Annotated in this window: 18 protein-coding genes; 14 read left to right on the top strand and 4 right to left on the bottom strand. The window is 58.3% G+C overall.

Annotation, left to right across the window (positions count from 1 at the left end; all coding sequences use genetic code 11):
- Positions 1-3 precede the first annotated feature (3 nt).
- Complete coding sequence (rluC, locus tag ACUTQY_RS07545) at positions 4-963, bottom strand: 23S rRNA pseudouridine(955/2504/2580) synthase RluC (RefSeq protein WP_004927787.1); 960 nt, start codon at positions 961-963, stop codon at positions 4-6.
- Positions 964-1,515: 552 nt separating this feature from the next.
- Here rluC and rne point away from each other — a divergent pair.
- Positions 1,516-4,884 (top strand): ribonuclease E, encoded by a 3,369-nt coding sequence (gene rne, locus ACUTQY_RS07550; protein WP_046686856.1) that lies wholly within the window; start codon positions 1,516-1,518, stop codon positions 4,882-4,884.
- A gap of 60 nt (positions 4,885-4,944) precedes the next feature.
- Here the strand turns inward: rne and ACUTQY_RS07555 are convergent, their stop codons facing one another.
- Positions 4,945-5,232 carry a putative quinol monooxygenase gene (locus tag ACUTQY_RS07555; protein WP_025302406.1) on the bottom strand — a complete coding sequence of 96 codons (288 nt, stop codon included), beginning with the start codon at positions 5,230-5,232 and terminating at the stop codon, positions 4,945-4,947.
- A 213-nt stretch (positions 5,233-5,445) separates the two neighbouring features.
- Between ACUTQY_RS07555 and pyrC the strand changes: the two genes are divergently transcribed.
- The 8 genes from pyrC (at position 5,446) to ACUTQY_RS07595 (ending at position 11,009) form a co-directional block, all read left to right on the top strand.
- The gene (pyrC, locus tag ACUTQY_RS07560) at positions 5,446-6,492 is read left to right on the top strand and encodes a dihydroorotase (protein ID WP_046686855.1); all 1,047 of its coding nucleotides are present in this window, start codon (positions 5,446-5,448) and stop codon (positions 6,490-6,492) included.
- Between the two features lie 75 nt (positions 6,493-6,567).
- Complete coding sequence (dinI, locus tag ACUTQY_RS07565) at positions 6,568-6,807, top strand: DNA damage-inducible protein I (RefSeq protein WP_033650738.1); 240 nt, start codon at positions 6,568-6,570, stop codon at positions 6,805-6,807.
- A gap of 130 nt (positions 6,808-6,937) precedes the next feature.
- Positions 6,938-7,219 carry a hypothetical protein gene (locus ACUTQY_RS07570; protein ID WP_046686854.1) on the top strand — a complete coding sequence of 94 codons (282 nt, stop codon included), beginning with the start codon at positions 6,938-6,940 and terminating at the stop codon, positions 7,217-7,219.
- A 199-nt stretch (positions 7,220-7,418) separates the two neighbouring features.
- Positions 7,419-7,673 carry a biofilm formation regulator BssS gene (gene bssS, locus ACUTQY_RS07575; RefSeq protein WP_004927812.1) on the top strand — a complete coding sequence of 85 codons (255 nt, stop codon included), beginning with the start codon at positions 7,419-7,421 and terminating at the stop codon, positions 7,671-7,673.
- A gap of 139 nt (positions 7,674-7,812) precedes the next feature.
- Positions 7,813-8,928: an N-methyl-L-tryptophan oxidase gene (gene solA, locus ACUTQY_RS07580; RefSeq protein ID WP_046686853.1), complete on the top strand. Its 1,116-nt coding sequence runs from the start codon at positions 7,813-7,815 to the stop codon at positions 8,926-8,928.
- Positions 8,929-9,144: 216 nt separating this feature from the next.
- Entirely contained in the window at positions 9,145-9,771 is a 627-nt protein-coding gene (locus tag ACUTQY_RS07585; protein WP_033642674.1) for a LuxR C-terminal-related transcriptional regulator, read from the top strand.
- A 122-nt stretch (positions 9,772-9,893) separates the two neighbouring features.
- Positions 9,894-10,010, top strand: a complete 117-nt coding sequence (locus tag ACUTQY_RS07590; protein ID WP_046686852.1) for a DUF2770 family protein — start codon at positions 9,894-9,896, stop codon at positions 10,008-10,010.
- Between the two features lie 3 nt (positions 10,011-10,013).
- On the top strand, positions 10,014-11,009 hold the full coding sequence (locus ACUTQY_RS07595) for a zinc-dependent alcohol dehydrogenase family protein (RefSeq protein ID WP_046686851.1): 996 nt from the start codon (positions 10,014-10,016) through the stop codon (positions 11,007-11,009).
- On the opposite strand, the gene ACUTQY_RS07600 is transcribed toward ACUTQY_RS07595, so the two are convergent.
- Positions 10,966-12,015, bottom strand: coding sequence for an AI-2E family transporter (locus ACUTQY_RS07600; RefSeq protein WP_046686850.1), 1,050 nt, complete (start codon positions 12,013-12,015; stop codon positions 10,966-10,968). The two genes, ACUTQY_RS07595 and ACUTQY_RS07600, sit on opposite strands and share 44 nt — an antisense overlap.
- A 442-nt stretch (positions 12,016-12,457) precedes the next feature.
- On the opposite strand from ACUTQY_RS07600, the gene ACUTQY_RS07605 reads away from it, so the two are divergent.
- Together ACUTQY_RS07605 and ACUTQY_RS07610 are read left to right on the top strand one after the other, a co-directional pair.
- Positions 12,458-13,012, top strand: coding sequence for a cytochrome b (locus ACUTQY_RS07605; RefSeq protein WP_046686849.1), 555 nt, complete (start codon positions 12,458-12,460; stop codon positions 13,010-13,012).
- 23 nt (positions 13,013-13,035) lie between these two features.
- Entirely contained in the window at positions 13,036-13,614 is a 579-nt protein-coding gene (locus tag ACUTQY_RS07610) for a YceI family protein (RefSeq protein ID WP_016928208.1), read from the top strand.
- Positions 13,615-13,658: 44 nt separating this feature from the next.
- On the opposite strand, the gene trhO is transcribed toward ACUTQY_RS07610, so the two are convergent.
- Entirely contained in the window at positions 13,659-14,726 is a 1,068-nt protein-coding gene (gene trhO / locus ACUTQY_RS07615) for an oxygen-dependent tRNA uridine(34) hydroxylase TrhO (RefSeq protein ID WP_033638032.1), read from the bottom strand.
- A gap of 406 nt (positions 14,727-15,132) precedes the next feature.
- On the opposite strand from trhO, the gene ACUTQY_RS07620 reads away from it, so the two are divergent.
- From ACUTQY_RS07620 to mdtG, 3 genes are all read left to right on the top strand, one after another.
- Complete coding sequence (locus ACUTQY_RS07620) at positions 15,133-16,053, top strand: Kdo(2)-lipid IV(A) acyltransferase (RefSeq protein WP_025159951.1); 921 nt, start codon at positions 15,133-15,135, stop codon at positions 16,051-16,053.
- A 101-nt stretch (positions 16,054-16,154) separates the two neighbouring features.
- Entirely contained in the window at positions 16,155-16,439 is a 285-nt protein-coding gene (locus tag ACUTQY_RS07625) for a YciI family protein (RefSeq protein ID WP_033642669.1), read from the top strand.
- Between the two features lie 199 nt (positions 16,440-16,638).
- Positions 16,639-17,877, top strand: coding sequence for a multidrug efflux MFS transporter MdtG (mdtG, locus tag ACUTQY_RS07630; protein ID WP_046686848.1), 1,239 nt, complete (start codon positions 16,639-16,641; stop codon positions 17,875-17,877).
- The last annotated feature ends 30 nt before the right edge of the window (positions 17,878-17,907 follow it).

Raw genomic sequence — 17,907 nt, forward strand, 5'->3', positions numbered from 1 at the left:
GGATTATTTGGCGGCCTGCCGGCGCAGCACTTGCAGGCAATGACGCAGTTCTTCGTCCATCGGCGCTTCGATACGCATCGTTTCGCCGGTGGCCGGATGCTCGAAGCGCAGCGCCGCAGCGTGCAGGAACAGACGCTTCAGGCCGGTACCCGCCAGTTGACGATCGAACTCGCGGTCGCCATAGCGATCGTCAAAGGCGATCGGATGCCCGGCATGCAGGGTGTGCACGCGGATCTGGTGGGTACGCCCGGTGATTGGGCTGGCCTTCACCAGGGTGGCGAATTCGTAACGCTCCTCCACCTTGAAGCGGGTTTCCGAAGGCTTGCCTTCGCTGTTGACGCGCACGATACGTTCGCCGCTTTGCAGAATGTTTTTCAGCAGCGGCGCCTGTACGGCCTTGCAGTGGGACTGCCACTGGCCGCGCACCAGCGCCAGATAATCCTTCTGCATGCCCTTCAGCCGCAGTTGCTCATGCAGCGAACGCAGCGCGGAACGCTTCTTGGCAACCAACAGCACGCCGGAGGTATCGCGATCGAGCCGATGCACCAGCTCCAGGAAACGGGCCTCAGGGCGCAGCGCCCGCAGCCCTTCAATCACGCCGAAGCTCAGGCCGCTGCCGCCGTGCACCGCGGTGCCGGAAGGCTTGTTGAGGATCAGCAGGTGGTCATCTTCATACAGAATGCAGTCGGCCAGCGCCGCCACCTTATCCAGCTTCGCCGACACCGGCGCCTCTTCGCGCTCGGCCACGCGCACCGGCGGCACGCGCACCACGTCGCCGGCCGCCAATTTGTATTCGACCTTGATGCGCCCTTTATTAACCCGCACCTCGCCTTTGCGCACGATGCGATAAATCATGCTCTTCGGCACGCCTTTCAGGCGAGCGAGCAGAAAGTTGTCGATTCTCTGACCGGCTTCGTCGTCGGAAATCGTGATGAATTGTACTGCTGGATTGTTCGTTTTCATGGTGCGGGATTCTAAATAGAGCGCGTGAATAGCGCCACATCTTTTTCTGTGCTTAACTGTCTCTCTGACGGCGGGCGAAACCCCAGCGGACAATAAGGCAGCAAGCCGATTTGAACGTTTGCGATTTCTTCCGCAGTTAAGGAAAAGTCACCTTGCTATAACGGCATCAGCAGTGGAATAATGCAGTCACTTTCCGCGTTGATTCTCGTTAAACAGGGAAAACGGTGGAATTATAAAATTTGTCTGATCGCGCAAAAACGCAGCAATGGCGTAAGACGTAATGCGAAATCAAACAATTAGCGGGCTGCGGGTTGCAGCTTGGCCGGCAAATGGAATCAGATCTGTCGACGTAAATCAGAGGCTATTCCCCTAGTAAAAGTGCTGTCTTTCACAAAGAAAAGCAGGCTTACCGAGATAATGCGCCCCTATGCAGGCGACAACCGTGAGGTTGACGACTTTGCGAGAAGACACGGGGCTTTCGGTTTAACTCCGGCCATGAGGTTATTTTGCCCGCAGCTTTGTCGATAATGTAAAAATAACGAGTAAGTTAAGATGAAAAGAATGTTGATTAACGCAACTCAGCAGGAAGAGTTGCGTGTTGCCCTCGTAGATGGACAGCGGCTGTATGATTTGGATATCGAAAGTCCGGGTCATGAGCAGAAAAAAGCGAATATTTACAAAGGCAAAATCACCCGCATTGAACCAAGTCTTGAAGCAGCGTTCGTGGACTACGGCGCAGAACGACATGGTTTCCTCCCTCTTAAAGAAATCGCCCGCGAATACTTTCCTAGCAATTACTCTTCCCATGGCCGCCCGAACATCAAAGATGTCCTGCGCGAAGGCCAGGAAGTCATCGTTCAGGTAGACAAAGAAGAACGTGGCAACAAAGGCGCCGCCTTGACCACCTTCATCAGCCTGGCGGGCAGCTATCTGGTGCTGATGCCGAATAACCCGCGCGCCGGCGGTATTTCTCGCCGCATCGAGGGTGACGATCGCACCGAGCTGAAAGAAGCGCTCTCTTCGCTGCAACTGCCGGACGGCATGGGCCTGATCGTTCGCACCGCGGGCGTAGGCAAATCCGCCGATGCGCTGCAGTGGGATCTCTCCTTCCGCCTGAAGCACTGGGAAGCGATCAAAAAAGCCGCCGAAGGCCGCCCTGCGCCGTTCCTGATCCACCAGGAAAGCAACGTTATCGTGCGCGCCTTCCGCGATTACCTGCGCCCGGACATCGGCGAAATCCTGATCGACAACCCGAAAATTCTCGATCTGGCCAAAGAGCACATCGCCGCGCTGGGCCGCCCGGATTTCAGCAGCAAAATCAAACTGTACAGCGGTGAAATTCCTCTGTTCAGCCACTATCAGATCGAATCGCAGATCGAATCCGCCTTCCAGCGCGAAGTGCGCCTGCCGTCCGGCGGCTCGATCGTCATCGACAGCACCGAAGCGCTGACCGCCATCGACATCAACTCCGCACGCGCAACCCGCGGCGGCGACATCGAAGAGACGGCGTTCAACACCAACCTGGAAGCGGCGGACGAAATCGCTCGCCAGCTTCGCCTGCGCGACCTCGGCGGCCTGATCGTCATCGACTTCATCGACATGACGCCGGTACGCCACCAGCGCGAAGTGGAAAACCGCTTGCGCGACGCCGTGCGTCAAGACCGGGCGCGCATCCAAATCGGCCGCATCTCCCGTTTCGGCCTGCTGGAAATGTCGCGTCAGCGCCTCAGCCCGTCGCTGGGTGAATCCAGCCACCACGTGTGCCCACGCTGTAACGGCACCGGCACCATCCGCGACAACGAATCGCTGGCGCTGTCCATCCTGCGCCTGATCGAAGAAGAAGCGCTGAAGGAAAACACCAAAGAAGTTCACGCTATCGTACCGGTTCAGGTCGCTTCGTACCTGCTGAACGAAAAGCGTGAATCCGTCAGCGCGATCGAAAAACGTCAGGGTGGCGTGAAAGCCGTCATCGTGCCGAACGATGAAATGCAAACCCCGCACTACTCGGTGCTGCGCGTACGCAAGGGCGAGGAAACCTCTACCCTCAGTTACCTGCTGCCGAAACTGCACGAAGAAGACATGGAGCGTCCGCTGGAAGATGCGCCGATGGAACGCAAGCGTCCGGAGCAACCGGCCCTGGCTTCCTTCTCCCTGTCCGCCGATGTGCCGCCGCCGGCTGAAGAACCCGTCGCCGTTGCCAAACCTGTCGCTGCAGCCGCCAAGGCTAAAGCCGCAGCGCCGGCCGCCGCCAAGCCGGGCTTCCTGGGCCGCCTGTTCGGTGGTTTGAAGAGCCTGTTCGCCGGTGAAGAACAACCTGCCGTCGAAGAAGCCAAACCGGCCGAAACACCGAAGGCGGAAGGCAACGGTGAAAACCGTCGTCAGGATCGTCGCGGTCAGCGCCGTCAAGGCACCGGCCGTAAAGAGCGCGGTGAGCGTAGCGACCGTGGCGATCGTCCGGAACGCGGCGAACGTAAAGAGCGCGGTGAAGGCCGTGACAATCGCGAACGCGACAACCGTGAACCGCGTGAGAACCGTGAAAGCCGTGAATCGCGTGAATCCCGCGATGAGCAGCGCCGTAACCGCCGCAACCAGCAGCAGAACGCGCCGGTAGCGGAGGAAACTGCCTCGGAAGAAAGCGCTAAAGCGCCGCGCGAAGATCAGCAGCAGCGCCGTGAACAGCGTGCTGAACGCCAGCGTCGTCGTCAGGAAGAGAAACGTCAGGCTCAGCAGGAAGTGAAAGCGCTGGAAAGCGTTGACGCGGTCGAGAGCACCGACGAAGAGCAGGAAGAACGCCAGCAGCAGAACATGCAGCGCCGTCAGCGCCGCCCTCTGACGCAGAAAGTGCGCATCCTGTCCGCGGAAGAAGAGCTGCAGCGCGCAGCGGAAGAGCTGTTGGCGCCGAAAGCGCCGGTAGCGAAAGCCGAAGATGCGCAGCCAACCGCCGACGACAGCGTGAAGCTGCTGCCGGAAACCGTTGCCGCTCAGGCGGAAGACGATGCCCAGGGCGAAAACCGCGGCAACGGCGAAGGCATGCCGCGTCGTTCCCGTCGTTCACCGCGTCACCTGCGCGTCAGCGGCCAGCGTCGCCGTCGTTACCGCGACGAGCGTTACCCACTGCAATCCCCAATGCCGTTGGTGGGCGCGTTCGCTTCTCCGGAAATGGCATCAGGCAAAGTCTGGGTAAGCTACCCGGTCGCTCAGGTTGAAGAAGCCGAAGTGCAAACCGAAGCCGTAGAGCAGGCGCCGGTTGTCGCCGCAGCGGTTGAACAGCACAGCGTTGCCGTGGAAGAAACTCAGGCCGCGGCCAGCGTCAACGAACCGGCACCAGAAGCCGCCGTTGAAACTGCCGCCGTCACCGTAACGGAAGAAGCGGCAGTCGTAGCGCCGGTTGTTGCCACCCCGGCCGAGGAAACTCCGGCGCCGGTGGAAACCGCCCCGGCAACGGTTGCGGTTGAAGAACCGAAAGCGGAAGAGACTGCCCCTGCAGTGGAAGCTGAGCCGGTAGCTGAAACCGTAGCGGCAGAGCCAGTGGTTGAAGCTAAGCCAGCGGAAGACGAGCCTGTGGTCGAAACTGCACCGGTAGAAGCCGCACCTACGGAAGAAGCGCCAGTGGTAGAAGCCGCACCTGCAGCGGCAGCCGCTCCGGTAGAAAAAGCGCCGGAACCAACGGCCGCCGAACCTGCGCCTGCGGTTGCTCAGCAGCCGGCACCGGTGAAAGCCGTGCAGGACGCGCTGTACAAACACATCGCCACTGCACCGATGACCAAAGCGCCTGCGCCGGCCTATGTGCCGGAAGAACGCAAGCACAGCGACTGGCAGCGCCCTTCCTTCAACTTTGAAGGCAAAGGTTCAGCCGGTGGTCACTCGGCAGTGAGCCAGGCCACCGCGCCGGCCACCAAGCCGCAGCCGGTTAACGAATAAGTTAATCTGCACACCTAAAAAAACCCGCCGACGGCGGGTTTTTTCTTGCCTGCAAAAAGCTCAGGCGATCTTTTTCAGTTTTTTGATGTCCAGAACATCCAACTTGCCGTCAAGTCGACTGACGAACTGCTGAAAATGCGCCGTCTCATTATGCTTATCCAGCGCTTCGCTGCTGGCCCAACGCTCAAAGAACACGAAGGTGCCCGGTTTTTCCAGATCGCGATGCAAATCATATTGCAGGTTGCCCAGCTCCTGGCGGCTCGGCTCGAGAATGTCGTGCACCGCTTCACTGACTGCGGCCTCAAATCCCGCTTTCGCTTGCAGGGTGGCGATAACGCGTACTTCCATTGTTTTCTCCCTTTCCACTTGATGAAAGTCGACGGTATTGGCGTCGGCATCGTTGAAATCATTGTCACTATGCGCCTGCTGCGCCGTTGATTTCAACTTGTCGCCAACAAACAGATGCATCTGCGGCACTTTCCGCTTATCCTTACACCCCGGCGTGAATAAACCCATTATTCGCTTTTCATTAGACGTATTTGACCGCCGGAGCCTAGCTAGATGACCGCACAACCTCAAGTTCTGAAAATCCGCCGCCCAGACGACTGGCATATCCACCTGCGTGACGATGAGATGCTGAAAACGGTGGTGCCCTATACCAGCCAGGTATTTGGCCGGGCGATCGTGATGCCGAACCTGGTTCCGCCCGTGACGACCGTGGCCGCCGCGCGCGCCTACCGCGATCGGATTCTGGCGGCGGTGCCGCAGGGTCACAACTTCACTCCGCTGATGACCTGTTACCTGACCAACTCTCTGGCGGCCAGTGAACTGGTCAGCGGTTTCGAGCAAGGGGTGTTTACCGCCGCCAAGCTGTATCCGGCCAACGCCACCACCAACTCCAGCCACGGCGTCAGCGACGTGACCGGCATTTACCCGCTGTTCGAGCAAATGCAAAAAATCGGCATGCCGCTGCTGATCCACGGTGAAGTGACCGATCCTGCCGTCGATATTTTCGACCGCGAGGCGCGCTTTATCGAACAGGTGATGGAGCCTATCCGCCGTCACTTCCCGGAACTGAAAATCGTCTTCGAACACATCACCACCAAAGAAGCGGCGCAGTACGTGCAGGCAGGCAACCGTTTCCTCAGCGCCACCATCACCCCGCAGCACCTGATGTTCAACCGCAACCACATGCTGGTCGGCGGCATTCGCCCACACCTGTTCTGCCTGCCGATCCTCAAGCGCAACGTCCATCAGGAAGCGCTGCGTCAGGCGGTGGCCAGCGGCTCGGACCGTTTCTTCCTCGGCACCGACTCGGCGCCGCACCTCAAGCATCGCAAAGAGTCCAGCTGCGGCTGCGCCGGCTGCTTCAATGCGCCGAATGCGATCCCGGCTTACGCTGCCGTCTTCGAACAGCTCGGCGCGCTGGAGCACTTCGAGGCCTTCTGCTCGCTCAACGGCCCACGCTTCTATGGCCTGCCGATCAACGAAGATTTCATCGAACTGCAGCGCGTGCCGACCACCCAGCCGGAAGAGATCGCCCTGGGCAATGAATCCGTGATCCCATTCCTGGCCGGCGAAACCCTGAACTGGTCGCTGAAAGGCTGATATTTTTGCTTCGCCCTCTTGCCCTCGCTTACGGTTAACTGTATAAATAAACAGTAAATCGCTTCGGGGGCAATTATGCGTGTTGAAGTCACTATAGATAAAACCCGGCCGCTGCCGTCGGGCGCCATTGAGGCGCTGACCGGCGAGCTGGGCAAACGGGTCAATCGCCAGTTTCCAGGCGCCGTCGTGCACGTCCGTTATGCCGGCGCCAACGGGCTCTCTGTGCTGGGGGGCGCCAAAACCGACCGGGATCTGATTGAGGAAATCCTTCAGGAAACCTGGGAAAGCGCGGACGAATGGTTCAGCGCAGAATAACACTGCAATGCTGTTTTTGCCGGGGGTCGCTCTCCGGCTTTTTTGTTTCTGGCGCCCTGCCCATTCATCGCTTACCCTTACTCTGGAACCAAATCCGCCTCAGCGCTGTATTTAACGCAAAGGAGTAAGCATGGCCCCGGACAAGGTGAAATCCGAAGACGCAATGACGTTTGGCGAATTGCTGGCGCTGATTGCCGATCAGAAAAGACGCTTGAACGTACTGGAAGTGGCCTTCTCTTACCTGGCCTTCAGCCTGGATGACAAAGCCAACCAACGGCTGATCCACAGCCTGAGGCTGGAATCGCAAAGCCAGAATCGCGACGCCGAAACGCAGAAACATTTCGCGCACTTGGCAGAAGAACTGGAAAAATGTCTGCACGGCTCCGCCCCACCCACCGGCGGCGCGGAATAACGCCACAGGCTTTACTCATCGCGCGTTCGCACCCGAATTTGTAGAATAATTGTTCAAATAAATATTTATTTTGCAATTTTAGGTGACAACCCCTCCACCGATGAAAGCGGATGCGTATACTGTAATTGCTCTCATGATGATGAGCCGCATTGATCCTCGTTAGTCACTCACGGTAGTTACTACTCAATAAGGGGTCTTTATGGACAGAAATGATGAAGTAATTCAGACGCACCCGCTTGTCGGTTGGGATATCAGTACTGTCGACGTTTACGACGCCATGATGATACGCCTTCATTACCTGTCTTCACTAGACCAAACGCCCGAAGAAGCCCAAGTAGACCGAACGCTTTGGCTGACCACAGATGTCGCCCGTCAATTAATCAATATCTTAGAGGCCGGCATCGCCAAGATTGAAGCTACGGATTACCAGGATCTTGATCGCAGAAAACATTGATTCATCGTCTCCTACCCCCTAAGGCGCCGCGACCTTTCCCGGCGCCTTTTCTTCGCCTTTCGCCGTTCAATCAGTGCATTGCGTCTGCCAACCTTTTATCATGGGGGCATAAGAAATCGCTATCAAAGAGGGTTGGCACGTGGAATATGATTTGATTGTGGTGGGCAGCGGTTCCGTCGGCGCGGCGGCAGGCTATTATGCCACGCGGGCCGGCTTGAAAGTGCTGATGATCGACAGCGCTATCCCTCCGCACCGAAACGGCAGCCATCATGGCGATACCCGCATTATCCGTCACGCATACGGCGAAGGCGAAAAGTACGTGCCGCTGGTGCTGCGCGCGCAGGCGCTGTGGAATGCGCTGATTCAACAATCCGGCGAGGAACTGTTCCAGTCGTGCGGCGTGCTCAACCTGGGGCCACAGCACTCCGAATTCATTCGCAATTCGCAGCTCAGCGCGCAAAAATTCCGCCTGAACGCGCAAACCCTCAGCGCCGAACAGATCAATCAGCGCTGGCCGGAATTCCGAGCACCGGAAGGTTATGTCGGCGTATTCGAGCCAGACGCGGGGTTCCTGCGTGCCGAGCTGGCGATAACCAGCCTGATCAAGCTGGCGAAAGAAGCCGGCTGCAGCCAGCTGTTCAACTGCCCGGTCAACGCGGTAGAACCCATCGATGGCGGCGTTGAGGTCATCACCGGCGAAGGGCGTTTCACGGCGCGAAAAGCGGTGATCGCCGCCGGCACCTGGGTCAAAGCGCTGTTGCCGCAACTGCCGATCGCGCCACTGCGCAAAGTCTTCTCCTGGCATCAGGCAGATGGCCGCTACAGCGTGAACAATCGTTTCCCTGCCTTTACCGTCGAAGCGCAAGACGGCACGCACTATTACGGTTTTCCGGCGGATAACGACGGCCTGAAAGTGGGCAAACATGACGGCGGCCAGCCGATGGATGCCCCCGAGCAGCGCAAACCCTTCGGCAGCTACGCCAGCGACGGCACGGAAGTTTTCTCCTTCCTGCGGCAATTTTTGCCGGGTGTAGGCGTATGTTTACACGGTGAAGCCTGCAGCTATGATATGAGCCCCGACGAAGACTTTATTATCGATACCCTGCCGGATTGCGATCGCCTGATGGTCATCAGCGGATTGAGCGGCCACGGCTTCAAGTTCGCCAGTGCACTGGGCGAGATCGCCGCGTTGTTCGCGCAGGACAAAGCGCCGCCGGTTGACGTCTCAAGCTTTGGTCTGAAACGATTTAGCTGACCGAAGGATTTCGCTGTCCAAGTCCCCCTCAGGCACTGGACAGCGAAATTTGGCGGTTACAATTTGTTAACCTGCTAACTCTTTTAAATACCAAGTAAAAATCCTGATAACGGAAATTTCTTATATTCAGCAGTTGAATTTCCGAATTGAACACTTGCAGTGTAAGTCCTATTTTACAGAAGATATGCTCCATCGGCTTTCAACAAGGACGTCACCATGAAACTACTTGTCGTGGACGAATGCTGCTTCACCCGGGTCGGTATAGCCAGCTACTTTGCTGATAGTGGGATCACGACGATCAAGTGCTGCCACAGCATTGAATACGCTACATCGCTGTTGGCCAGCTTTCAGCCGAGCCACATTCTGGTGAACCTCAGCAACCAATGCCGCTATAACGAAGCGGACGCGCAACTGCAGGCCTTTATGGAAGCCAGCCAGTCCGCCTTGCTATTTATCTATCTCGACACACCTTACCCTTACAGCGAAGCGCCAATGCGCATCGCCGATAACGCTTTTCTGTTCAATAAAAGCATTCTGCCGCTCACCTTACGCACGCTGCGCGAGAATCCGCTGGCGCTGGCCGATGACGGCGAAGAGCGTTCCCTGTTCAGCCCGCAGGAGCTGACGGTAATGAAGTATTGGATGGCAGAGATGCCTAACTACCGCATTGCGAAAAAACTGCAGATCAGCTCCCATACGGTCTATGTGCACAAGCGTCACATCACGGAAAAGATCAACGCGCGCAACCGGCTGGAGTTTTACTCGCTGTATAACGTGCTGCGCTATTTCTACCCGCCGAGCACGCCGGCGAATTCAACGCCGCTGGCGCTGTTGGCCGTGTAACCTCAAGCCTGCGATAACGCAGGCTTTTTTATCGTCACTTTCCCGCCCCTCACGCGCGGCGCGCTATAAATGACGCCGAGAAAAGGACTATAATCAAGGGTCCTTCTCTTCAGGCGGCTGAAATGTTAAACCGAATACTGGCGGCTATCGTCAACAATGTGCGTGAGCACCTGGTGCTGTACCTTTGTCTGTGGCTGGTGCTGCTGGTGTTGGATGTCTATTTCTTCTTCGTCATGTAATCCATGCCGCCGTTATTTCCCCGATTGAGCTTCAGCCGCTTCGGCGATCCCGCCCAGGTGCTGGAATTCCAGCAGATGAGCAGACCGCTGCTGCGCCCCGGACAGCGGTTATTGCAGATGCGCTATGCCCCGCTCAACCCTTCCGATCTGATCCCGATCCACGGCCAATACGCGCACCGCATCGCCCTTCCTCAGGTGCCGGGATATGAAGGCGTGGGCGTCGTCGTCAATCCGCAGAATGGGCATTCAACGGGCCGACGCGCGCTGGCGGTAGCGGGTAACGGCAGTTGGCAAACGTTCGTCACGCTGCCTGAAGATCGGGTGGTCTGGGTGCCGGACGACATCGACGACGCCTGCGCAGCGCAAATCTATATCAACCCGCTCACCTGCTGGGTGCTGTTGACCCAATGGCTGCCGCTCAGCGCCGGCGACGTACTGCTGCTCAACGGCGGCGGCTCCGCTGTCAGCCTGCTGCTGGCGCAGCTGACGGCGCTGCGCGGCATTCGTCTGGCGGTCGTGGTGCGCAATGCCGCTCATCGCCAGGCGTTGCTGGCCGCCGGCGCCTGGCGCGTTATCGAAGCGCCGCAGCTGGCGGAAATGACGAATTTTGGCGCCCGTGCGGCCATCGACTGCATTGGCGGAGAAGACGGATTGCAGTTGGCGCGGGCGGTTCGCACCGGCGGCGATTTTGTGGCGCTGGGCCTGCTAAGCGGCCGCCAGGTAGACTGGCGGCGCGTGGTGGACGAGTTAAAGCTGCGCGCTTCGCTGTTCCACTTGCGCAAATGGAACGCACAGGCAGCGTCGGCGCAATGGCAGACGGCGTTTTATCAGTTATTCCTGCTGCTGCGACGCGGCCAGCTGGCGCTGCGCCCACCCGCCGCGATTTATCCTTTGCGTCAGTACGCAGCGGCGCTGCATCACGCCGCCCAGCCCGGCGTGAATGGCAAAATCTTCCTCACTCCGGAGGCTGGCGCGGCGGGCGGCCGTCCCCCAGGATAACCGCCAGCCGATAGCCGCCCTCGGTAGTCTCCAGCGCGATGCGCGCCACGATCGTCAGCGGCACCGACAGCAACATGCCCACCGGGCCGAGCAGCCAGCCCCAAAAGATCAGCGACAGGAACACCACCAGCGTCGACAGCCCCAGCCCGCGCCCCATCACGCGCGGCTCGAGGATATTGCCGATCACCATGTTGACAGCGATAAAGCCGCCCGCCACCACCAGCGCATCACCCAATCCGTTGAACAACAGCGCCTGAATCAGCGGCGGAATGGCGGCCAATACCGAGCCAATGTTGGGAATGTAGTTAAGCAGAAATGCCAGCAGCCCCCAGATAAAGGCAAAACGCACGCCGACCGCCGCCAGGAAGATCCAGACGATTACCCCGGTGGCCAGGCTGATGATGGTTTTAATCACCAGATAGCGCGTCACGCCATCCAGCGCCCGCCGCATCGCGGCGAGCCCCTCGTTCGGCTTATCCAGCGCCTGCTGCAGCTTGTAAGGCAGCAACTGCACTTCGAACAGCATAAACACCACGGTCATCAGGAGCAGGAAGACGTTGGTCATCGCGCCAGACAGGTGCCCCAGCATGCGGGTGACCAGATTCATCGCCGCGCTGGGATCGACATACTGCAGCATCGCTTCGCTGGAAAGGCTGATATTGAAACGGCCGGCGTAATGCTGCAGCTCGCGCAGCTTCTCGATCATCATGCCGCGGTACTGCGGCAGCGAACGGGCGAACTCATTCAGCGAAGCCCCCAGCATGCCGATAAACAGCATCACGACCACGATCACCGCCGTCACCAGCAGCGTCACCCCGACGATACGCGGCACCCGTTTACGCTCCAGCATCGCCACCAGCGGATTCAGCACCATAGCGAGAAATACCGCCAGCAAAAACGGCACCACAATGTCGGCGGCGGCTTTCACCCCGGCCAAAATGATCACCAACATCGCCAGCAGGACGGCCAGACGCAGGCTGCTGTCGGTCACACGGGTTCGGCCCATGACGTTTCCTTGTTATTTCACTGGGTTAACCGGCGCCAGGGCGCCGGCTCTTGGCGCTAATGGTAGCAAAATCCGCCGCTGCACCGCAGGGGATTTAGCGCAACCGTTCGACAAAGTTAATCTTTCCGCCCTGCCCTGCGCCGCAATAAATAGGCATAACCTTTGCCAACAAATAATCTCGCCGGGCAACTCACGAGGGGTTTACGTAAAATGACAAAAGCTGACATTAATAGATAATAGCCCCATTTTTCAATGATTAGCATGAACCTCTCGTGAGCGAAACAATATTATCTCCAACGATTTATCTGATTAACTCCGAACATCTCGAACAAATTCACTGACTAATATTTCAAAGTAGTAACATAGTTAAATTTATTATTGATTTTATGTTTCCTAAAGTTTAATTATTGCAGCCAGCCAATCGGTAATCGAAGGAAACAGGATGCTCTGGAAAAATACCGCCGATCGTTTCGGCCATGTGTCAGTGTTGATCCACTGGCTGGTGGCGCTGACGGTGTACGGCATGTTCGCACTCGGCCTATGGATGGTCACGCTGGGCTATTACGACGTCTGGTACCATCAGGCGCCGGAGATCCACAAAAGCATCGGCACGCTGCTGTTCATCGTGATGGTGATCCGCGTGGTCTGGCGCTTTGTCTCACCGCCGCCCAAACCGCTGGCCAGCTATGGCCGCCTCACTCGCGTCAGCGCCATTCTCGCGCATCTGGCGCTGTACGCCGTGTTGTTCGGCATTCTGATCAGCGGCTATCTGATCTCCACCGCAGACGGCCAACCGATCAGCGTGTTCGGCTGGTTCAACGTGCCCGCCACCGTGACCGGCATGGCGGAACAGGCCGACACCGCCGGCGCCATACACCTTTACCTGGCCTGGGCCGTGGTAGTGCTCTCGATACTGCACGGGCTGGCCGCGCTTAAACATCACTTTATCGATCGTGATGTCACTTTGAAACGGATGCTGGGTAGCAGCGCCGATTAACCTTTGGATTTATGGAGATTGCTATGTTGAAAAAGACCGTATTGGGCCTGACCGCAGGCGCCCTGCTGCTGAGCGCCGGTTCCGCACTGGCGGCAGACTACAAGATCGATAAACAAGGCCAACACGCCTTTATCGAATTCCGCATCCAGCACCTGGGCTACAGCTGGCTGTACGGCAGCTTTAAAGACTTCGACGGCGGCTTCACCTTCGACGAGAAAGATCCGTCCAAGGACAAGGTCAACGTGACCATCAATACCGCCAGCGTCGACACCAACCACGCCGAGCGCGACAAGCACCTGCGCAGCGCCGAGTTCCTCAACGTGGAGAAGAACAAGCAAGCCAAGTTTGAATCCACCGAAGTGAAGAAAAGCGGCGACGGTTACGCGGTGGTCGGCAACCTGACGCTGAACGGCGTCACCAAACCGGTTACGCTCGATGCCAAACTGATTGGCCAGGGCAACGATCCGTGGGGCGGCTACCGCGCCGGCTTTGAAGCCAACGGCAAGATCAAGCTGAAAGATTTCGGCATCACCACCGATCTTGGCCCGGCGTCGCAAGACGTTGAGCTGATCATCTCCGTAGAAGGCGTGCGCGAGAAATAAAAAAAAAGCCCGGCTTGGCGGCCGGGCTTGTCGGTTCCTCAGGCTCAGCGGGCTGGGCCTTCTTCTTCCGGTGCCGGAATGTGCATCGTGGTCTGCAACAATCCTTTCGATTTATTGAAAATCTTGACGCCGTTTTCGCGGCCGGCACGGCGCGCGCGCTGCTCTTCGCGCGGCAGCTTCAGCTCTTCGCGGCAAATCTCGCTGCAGCATCCTTCAAACTTGGCGGCGCAGCTCGGGCACTGAATGAACAGCAGATGGCAGCCGTCGTTCTTGCAGTTGGTATGGGTGTCGCACGGTGCGCCGCACTGGTGGCAGTTGGCGATCACATCGTCGGAGATGCGCTCCCCCATACGCTCATCGAACACGAAGTTTTTGCCGATAAACTTCAGCGGCAACCCCTGTTCTTTCGCTTTGCGGGTGTACTCGATAATCCCGCCTTCCACGTGGTAGATGTTTTTAAAGCCGTTGTGCAGCATATAGGCGCTGGCTTTTTCACAGCGAATGCCGCCGGTGCAGTACATGACGATATTCTTGTCTTTGCTGTCCTGCAGCATCTCCACCGCCATCGGCAGCTGATCGCGGAAGGTATCCGACGGCACCTCGATGGCGTTTTCGAAATGGCCGACTTCGTACTCATAGTGGTTGCGCATATCGACGAATACCGTATTCGGATCGTCGATCATCTGATTGACGCGATCGGCCTGCAGATACTCACCGACGTTGCTCGGATCGAAGCTCTCGTCATCGATGCCGTCAGCCACGATGCGCTCGCGCACCTTGAGGCGCAGCACCCAGAAGGATTTGCCGTCGTCTTCCAGCGCGATATTCAGGCGGACCTGATCCAACGCCGGGTGCGAGGCGAACAGCGCGGCTTTGAACGCGTCGAAGTTATGCTGCGGCACGCTGATCTGCGCGTTGATGCCCTCTTTCGCCACGTAGATGCGGCCGAACACCTTCAGTTTTTCGAACTGAACGTACAGGCTGTCGCGAAACGCCTTGGGATCGTCGATGGAGAAGTATTTGTAAAAAGAAACTGTGGTGCGCGGCTCGGTTTCCGCCAGCATGCGCGCCTTCAGTTCCTCATTAGAAATTCGGTTATGTAACACTGGCATGGTGTACTTTCCTGTCTTTCGGGAGGTGACTGATTACCGCGCGCAGCCAGCCGGCCCGCGCGCGGCGCACATCATACCCGAAAAACCGCCGCCGCGCAGCCCTGGCGCTCGCGTGCGCATACCTGCATCGCGCACTCATCCCGGATGCCACCGTATTGACCTTCCTGATAAGGATATCGCCATGGGCTTTTGGCAGGAAACATTGTGGAAAAATTCGGCACTCGATGCATATTTAACGCCCAAAAGGGGATTTTAATGCGTTGTGTTTTCCCGGATCGTCAGAAAAATGCCACAATAGTCGCAAACAATCGGCAGAAACGAACCTAGCGACCGAGCCCACCCGGCCGTCAGACCATGCTATGACTCTGTCATTACACTTAAACAACCGTATTAAAACAGAGAACCCATGACTCAAGTTCCTACTTTCAATCGCTCCTTACTGCACCCGCGCTACTGGCTGACCTGGGTAGGCATCGGCTTGCTGTATCTGCTGGTGTTGCTGCCTTATCCCGTCATCTACTGGCTCGGCACTTCGATCGGGCGATTTTCCATGCGCTTTCTCAAGCGACGCGTCGTTATCGCCCAACGTAACCTCGAACTCTGTTTTCCCGACATGCCGCAGGCTGAACGCGATGCGCTGGTGGTAAAGAATTTCGAATCGGTCGGCATGGGGTTGTTTGAAACCGGCATGGCGTGGTTCTGGCCGAACTGGCGCATCGAGCGCTGGTTCAAGGTCAGCGGCCTGGAGCACATTCAAAAAGCGCGCGACAACCATCAGGGCGTGTTGCTGATTGGCCTGCACTTTTTGACGCTGGAGCTGGGCGCGCGCATTTTCGGCATTCACAACCCGGGCATCGGCGTTTACCGCCCGCACGACAATAAGCTGATGGACTGGCTGCAAACCTGGGGGCGGATGCGTTCCAACAAATCGATGCTGGATCGTAAAGACGTCAAAGGCATGATCCGCGCCCTGAAACAGGGCGATATCATCTGGTATGCGCCGGATCACGACTACGGCCCGCGCAGCAGCGTTTTCGTGCCGCTGTTCGCGGTGGATAAAGCCGCCACCACCACCGGCAGCTACGTGCTGGTGCGGATGGGCAAACCGGCGATCATTCCCTTCACCCCGCGTCGCCTGCCGGACGGCAAAGGCTATGAGCTGATCATGCAGCCGGCGGTGGAAAACTTCCCGCTGGACAACGAACTCGACGCCGCCGCCTTTATGAATAAAGTGGTGGAAAAAGAGATCCTGATGGCGCCGGACCAATACATGTGGCTGCACCGCCGCTTCAAGACCCGCCCGGAAGGCGAGCCTTCGCTGTACTGATCACGCAAACCCGCCGCCGGCGGGTTTTTTATTGCGCGCCCCTTGAGAATCGCCGGCGAGGGTGGGATGGTAATGCTTTTGCCGCCACCCTTGGAGCCGCCATGTACATTGTCAGCCTGACCTATCATCGCCCGATCGCCGACGTCGACAGCCACCTTGACGGGCACATCGCCTGGCTTAAGAAATATTTTCAGGACGGCACCTTCGTCGCCTCCGGCCGCAAGAATCCCCGCACCGGCGGCGTGATCCTGGCCAAAGGCATTGAGCGTGCTCGGCTGGACGCCATCCTGGCCGAAGATCCGTTCAACGCCGTGGCCCACTACGAGGTCACCGACTTTAGCGCCACCACCACCGCCGCCGGTTTCGAGGCGCTGGCCGGACTATAAAACGCTGTAAATTCCGCGCGCCAAGCGCGGAATAAGGTTTAAACGCCATTTTTAAAACTTTATTTCATTTTTTGCCCTATCTGCGTCCCCTCGTTTGCCGTCGCCGCGCCTGCGGCGCATACTTACCACGCTAACTTTCACGTTTTGCCCCATCATCTCGCCACCGGCAAAACGCGTCACCTTTCGGCAGTGGACATTTATGGCTTCGGCAGCAGAACCCGTTAACTGGAAACGCAATCTTTTCGTCGCCTGGCTGGGATGTTTTCTCACCGGCGCCGCCTTCAGCCTGGTGATGCCGTTTCTGCCGCTGTACGTAGAGACGCTGGGCGTTACCGGCCATCAGGCGCTCAACATGTGGTCCGGTCTGCTGTTCAGCATCACCTTCCTGTTTTCCGCTATCGCCGCACCGTTCTGGGGCGCCCTGGCCGATCGACGCGGCCGCAAACTGATGCTGCTGCGTTCGGCGCTCGGTATGGCGATCGTCATGGCGCTGATGGGCATGGCGCAAACGGTCTGGCAGTTTCTCGCGCTGCGTGCGGTGCTGGGGCTGCTCGGCGGGTTCATTCCCAACGCCAACGCGCTGATCGCCACCCAGGTGCCGCGCAACCGCAGCGGCTGGGCGCTCGGCACCCTGTCCACCGGCGGCGTCGGCGGTGCGCTGATCGGCCCGCTGATCGGGGGGCTGCTGGCCGATTTATACGGTCTGCGCCCGGTGTTTTATATCACTGCCGCGGTGCTGTTCGTCTGCTTCGTGCTGACGCTGCTGTATGTCAAAGAACAATTCACCCCGGTGCAAAAGCGCGACATGCTGCACGCAAAACAGGTGTTCGCTTCGCTGAAAAACCCGAAGCTGGTGCTCAGCCTGTTCGTCACCACCATGATCATCCAGATCGCCACCGGCTCGATCGCGCCGATCCTGACGCTGTATGTGCGCGATTTGGCCGGCGCCACCCACAATCTGGCGTTTATCAGCGGGCTGATCGCCTCGGTGCCCGGTGTCGCGGCATTGATGAGCGCCCCGCGGCTGGGCAAGCTGGGCGATCGCATCGGCCCGGAACGCATACTGGTGTTCATGCTGATCGTTTCGGTGCTGCTGCTGATCCCGATGGCGTTCGTGCAAACGCCGTGGCAACTCGGGGTGCTGCGTTTTCTGCTGGGGGCGGCCGACGGCGCGTTGCTGCCGGCGGTACAGACGCTGTTGATTTATAACTGCACCAATCAGGTGGCCGGCCGTATTTTCAGCTATAACCAGTCGTTCCGCGACGTCGGCAACGTCAGCGGCCCGCTGCTCGGCGCCGCAGTCTCCGCCGGTTACGGTTTTCGCGCGGTCTTCGGCGTCACCGCGCTGGTGGTGCTGTTCAACGCCGGTTATTCCTGGTGGTGTCTGCGGCGGCGGCCGGGCTACATGCGGGAAGATACGCTGCAGGAGGAGCAATAGCTGCATTTATCGCCAGTTTCCGCCGTTGGC

It is taken from the genome of Serratia sp. TSA_130.1 (assembly GCF_052691795.1).

Bases quoted from the DNA above. Each gene is read 5' to 3' on its own strand.
- rluC (WP_004927787.1), bottom strand. From the start codon at position 963: ATGAAAACGAACAATCCAGCAGTACAATTCATCACGATTTCCGACGAC.
- rne (WP_046686856.1), top strand. From the start codon at position 1,516: ATGAAAAGAATGTTGATTAACGCAACTCAGCAGGAAGAGTTGCGTGTT.
- ACUTQY_RS07555 (WP_025302406.1), bottom strand. From the start codon at position 5,232: ATGGAAGTACGCGTTATCGCCACCCTGCAAGCGAAAGCGGGATTTGAG.
- pyrC (WP_046686855.1), top strand. From the start codon at position 5,446: ATGACCGCACAACCTCAAGTTCTGAAAATCCGCCGCCCAGACGACTGG.
- dinI (WP_033650738.1), top strand. From the start codon at position 6,568: ATGCGTGTTGAAGTCACTATAGATAAAACCCGGCCGCTGCCGTCGGGC.
- ACUTQY_RS07570 (WP_046686854.1), top strand. From the start codon at position 6,938: ATGGCCCCGGACAAGGTGAAATCCGAAGACGCAATGACGTTTGGCGAA.
- bssS (WP_004927812.1), top strand. From the start codon at position 7,419: ATGGACAGAAATGATGAAGTAATTCAGACGCACCCGCTTGTCGGTTGG.
- ACUTQY_RS07585 (WP_033642674.1), top strand. From the start codon at position 9,145: ATGAAACTACTTGTCGTGGACGAATGCTGCTTCACCCGGGTCGGTATA.
- ACUTQY_RS07590 (WP_046686852.1), top strand. From the start codon at position 9,894: ATGTTAAACCGAATACTGGCGGCTATCGTCAACAATGTGCGTGAGCAC.
- ACUTQY_RS07595 (WP_046686851.1), top strand. From the start codon at position 10,014: ATGCCGCCGTTATTTCCCCGATTGAGCTTCAGCCGCTTCGGCGATCCC.
- ACUTQY_RS07600 (WP_046686850.1), bottom strand. From the start codon at position 12,015: ATGGGCCGAACCCGTGTGACCGACAGCAGCCTGCGTCTGGCCGTCCTG.
- ACUTQY_RS07605 (WP_046686849.1), top strand. From the start codon at position 12,458: ATGCTCTGGAAAAATACCGCCGATCGTTTCGGCCATGTGTCAGTGTTG.
- ACUTQY_RS07610 (WP_016928208.1), top strand. From the start codon at position 13,036: ATGTTGAAAAAGACCGTATTGGGCCTGACCGCAGGCGCCCTGCTGCTG.
- trhO (WP_033638032.1), bottom strand. From the start codon at position 14,726: ATGCCAGTGTTACATAACCGAATTTCTAATGAGGAACTGAAGGCGCGC.
- ACUTQY_RS07620 (WP_025159951.1), top strand. From the start codon at position 15,133: ATGACTCAAGTTCCTACTTTCAATCGCTCCTTACTGCACCCGCGCTAC.
- ACUTQY_RS07625 (WP_033642669.1), top strand. From the start codon at position 16,155: ATGTACATTGTCAGCCTGACCTATCATCGCCCGATCGCCGACGTCGAC.
- mdtG (WP_046686848.1), top strand. From the start codon at position 16,639: ATGGCTTCGGCAGCAGAACCCGTTAACTGGAAACGCAATCTTTTCGTC.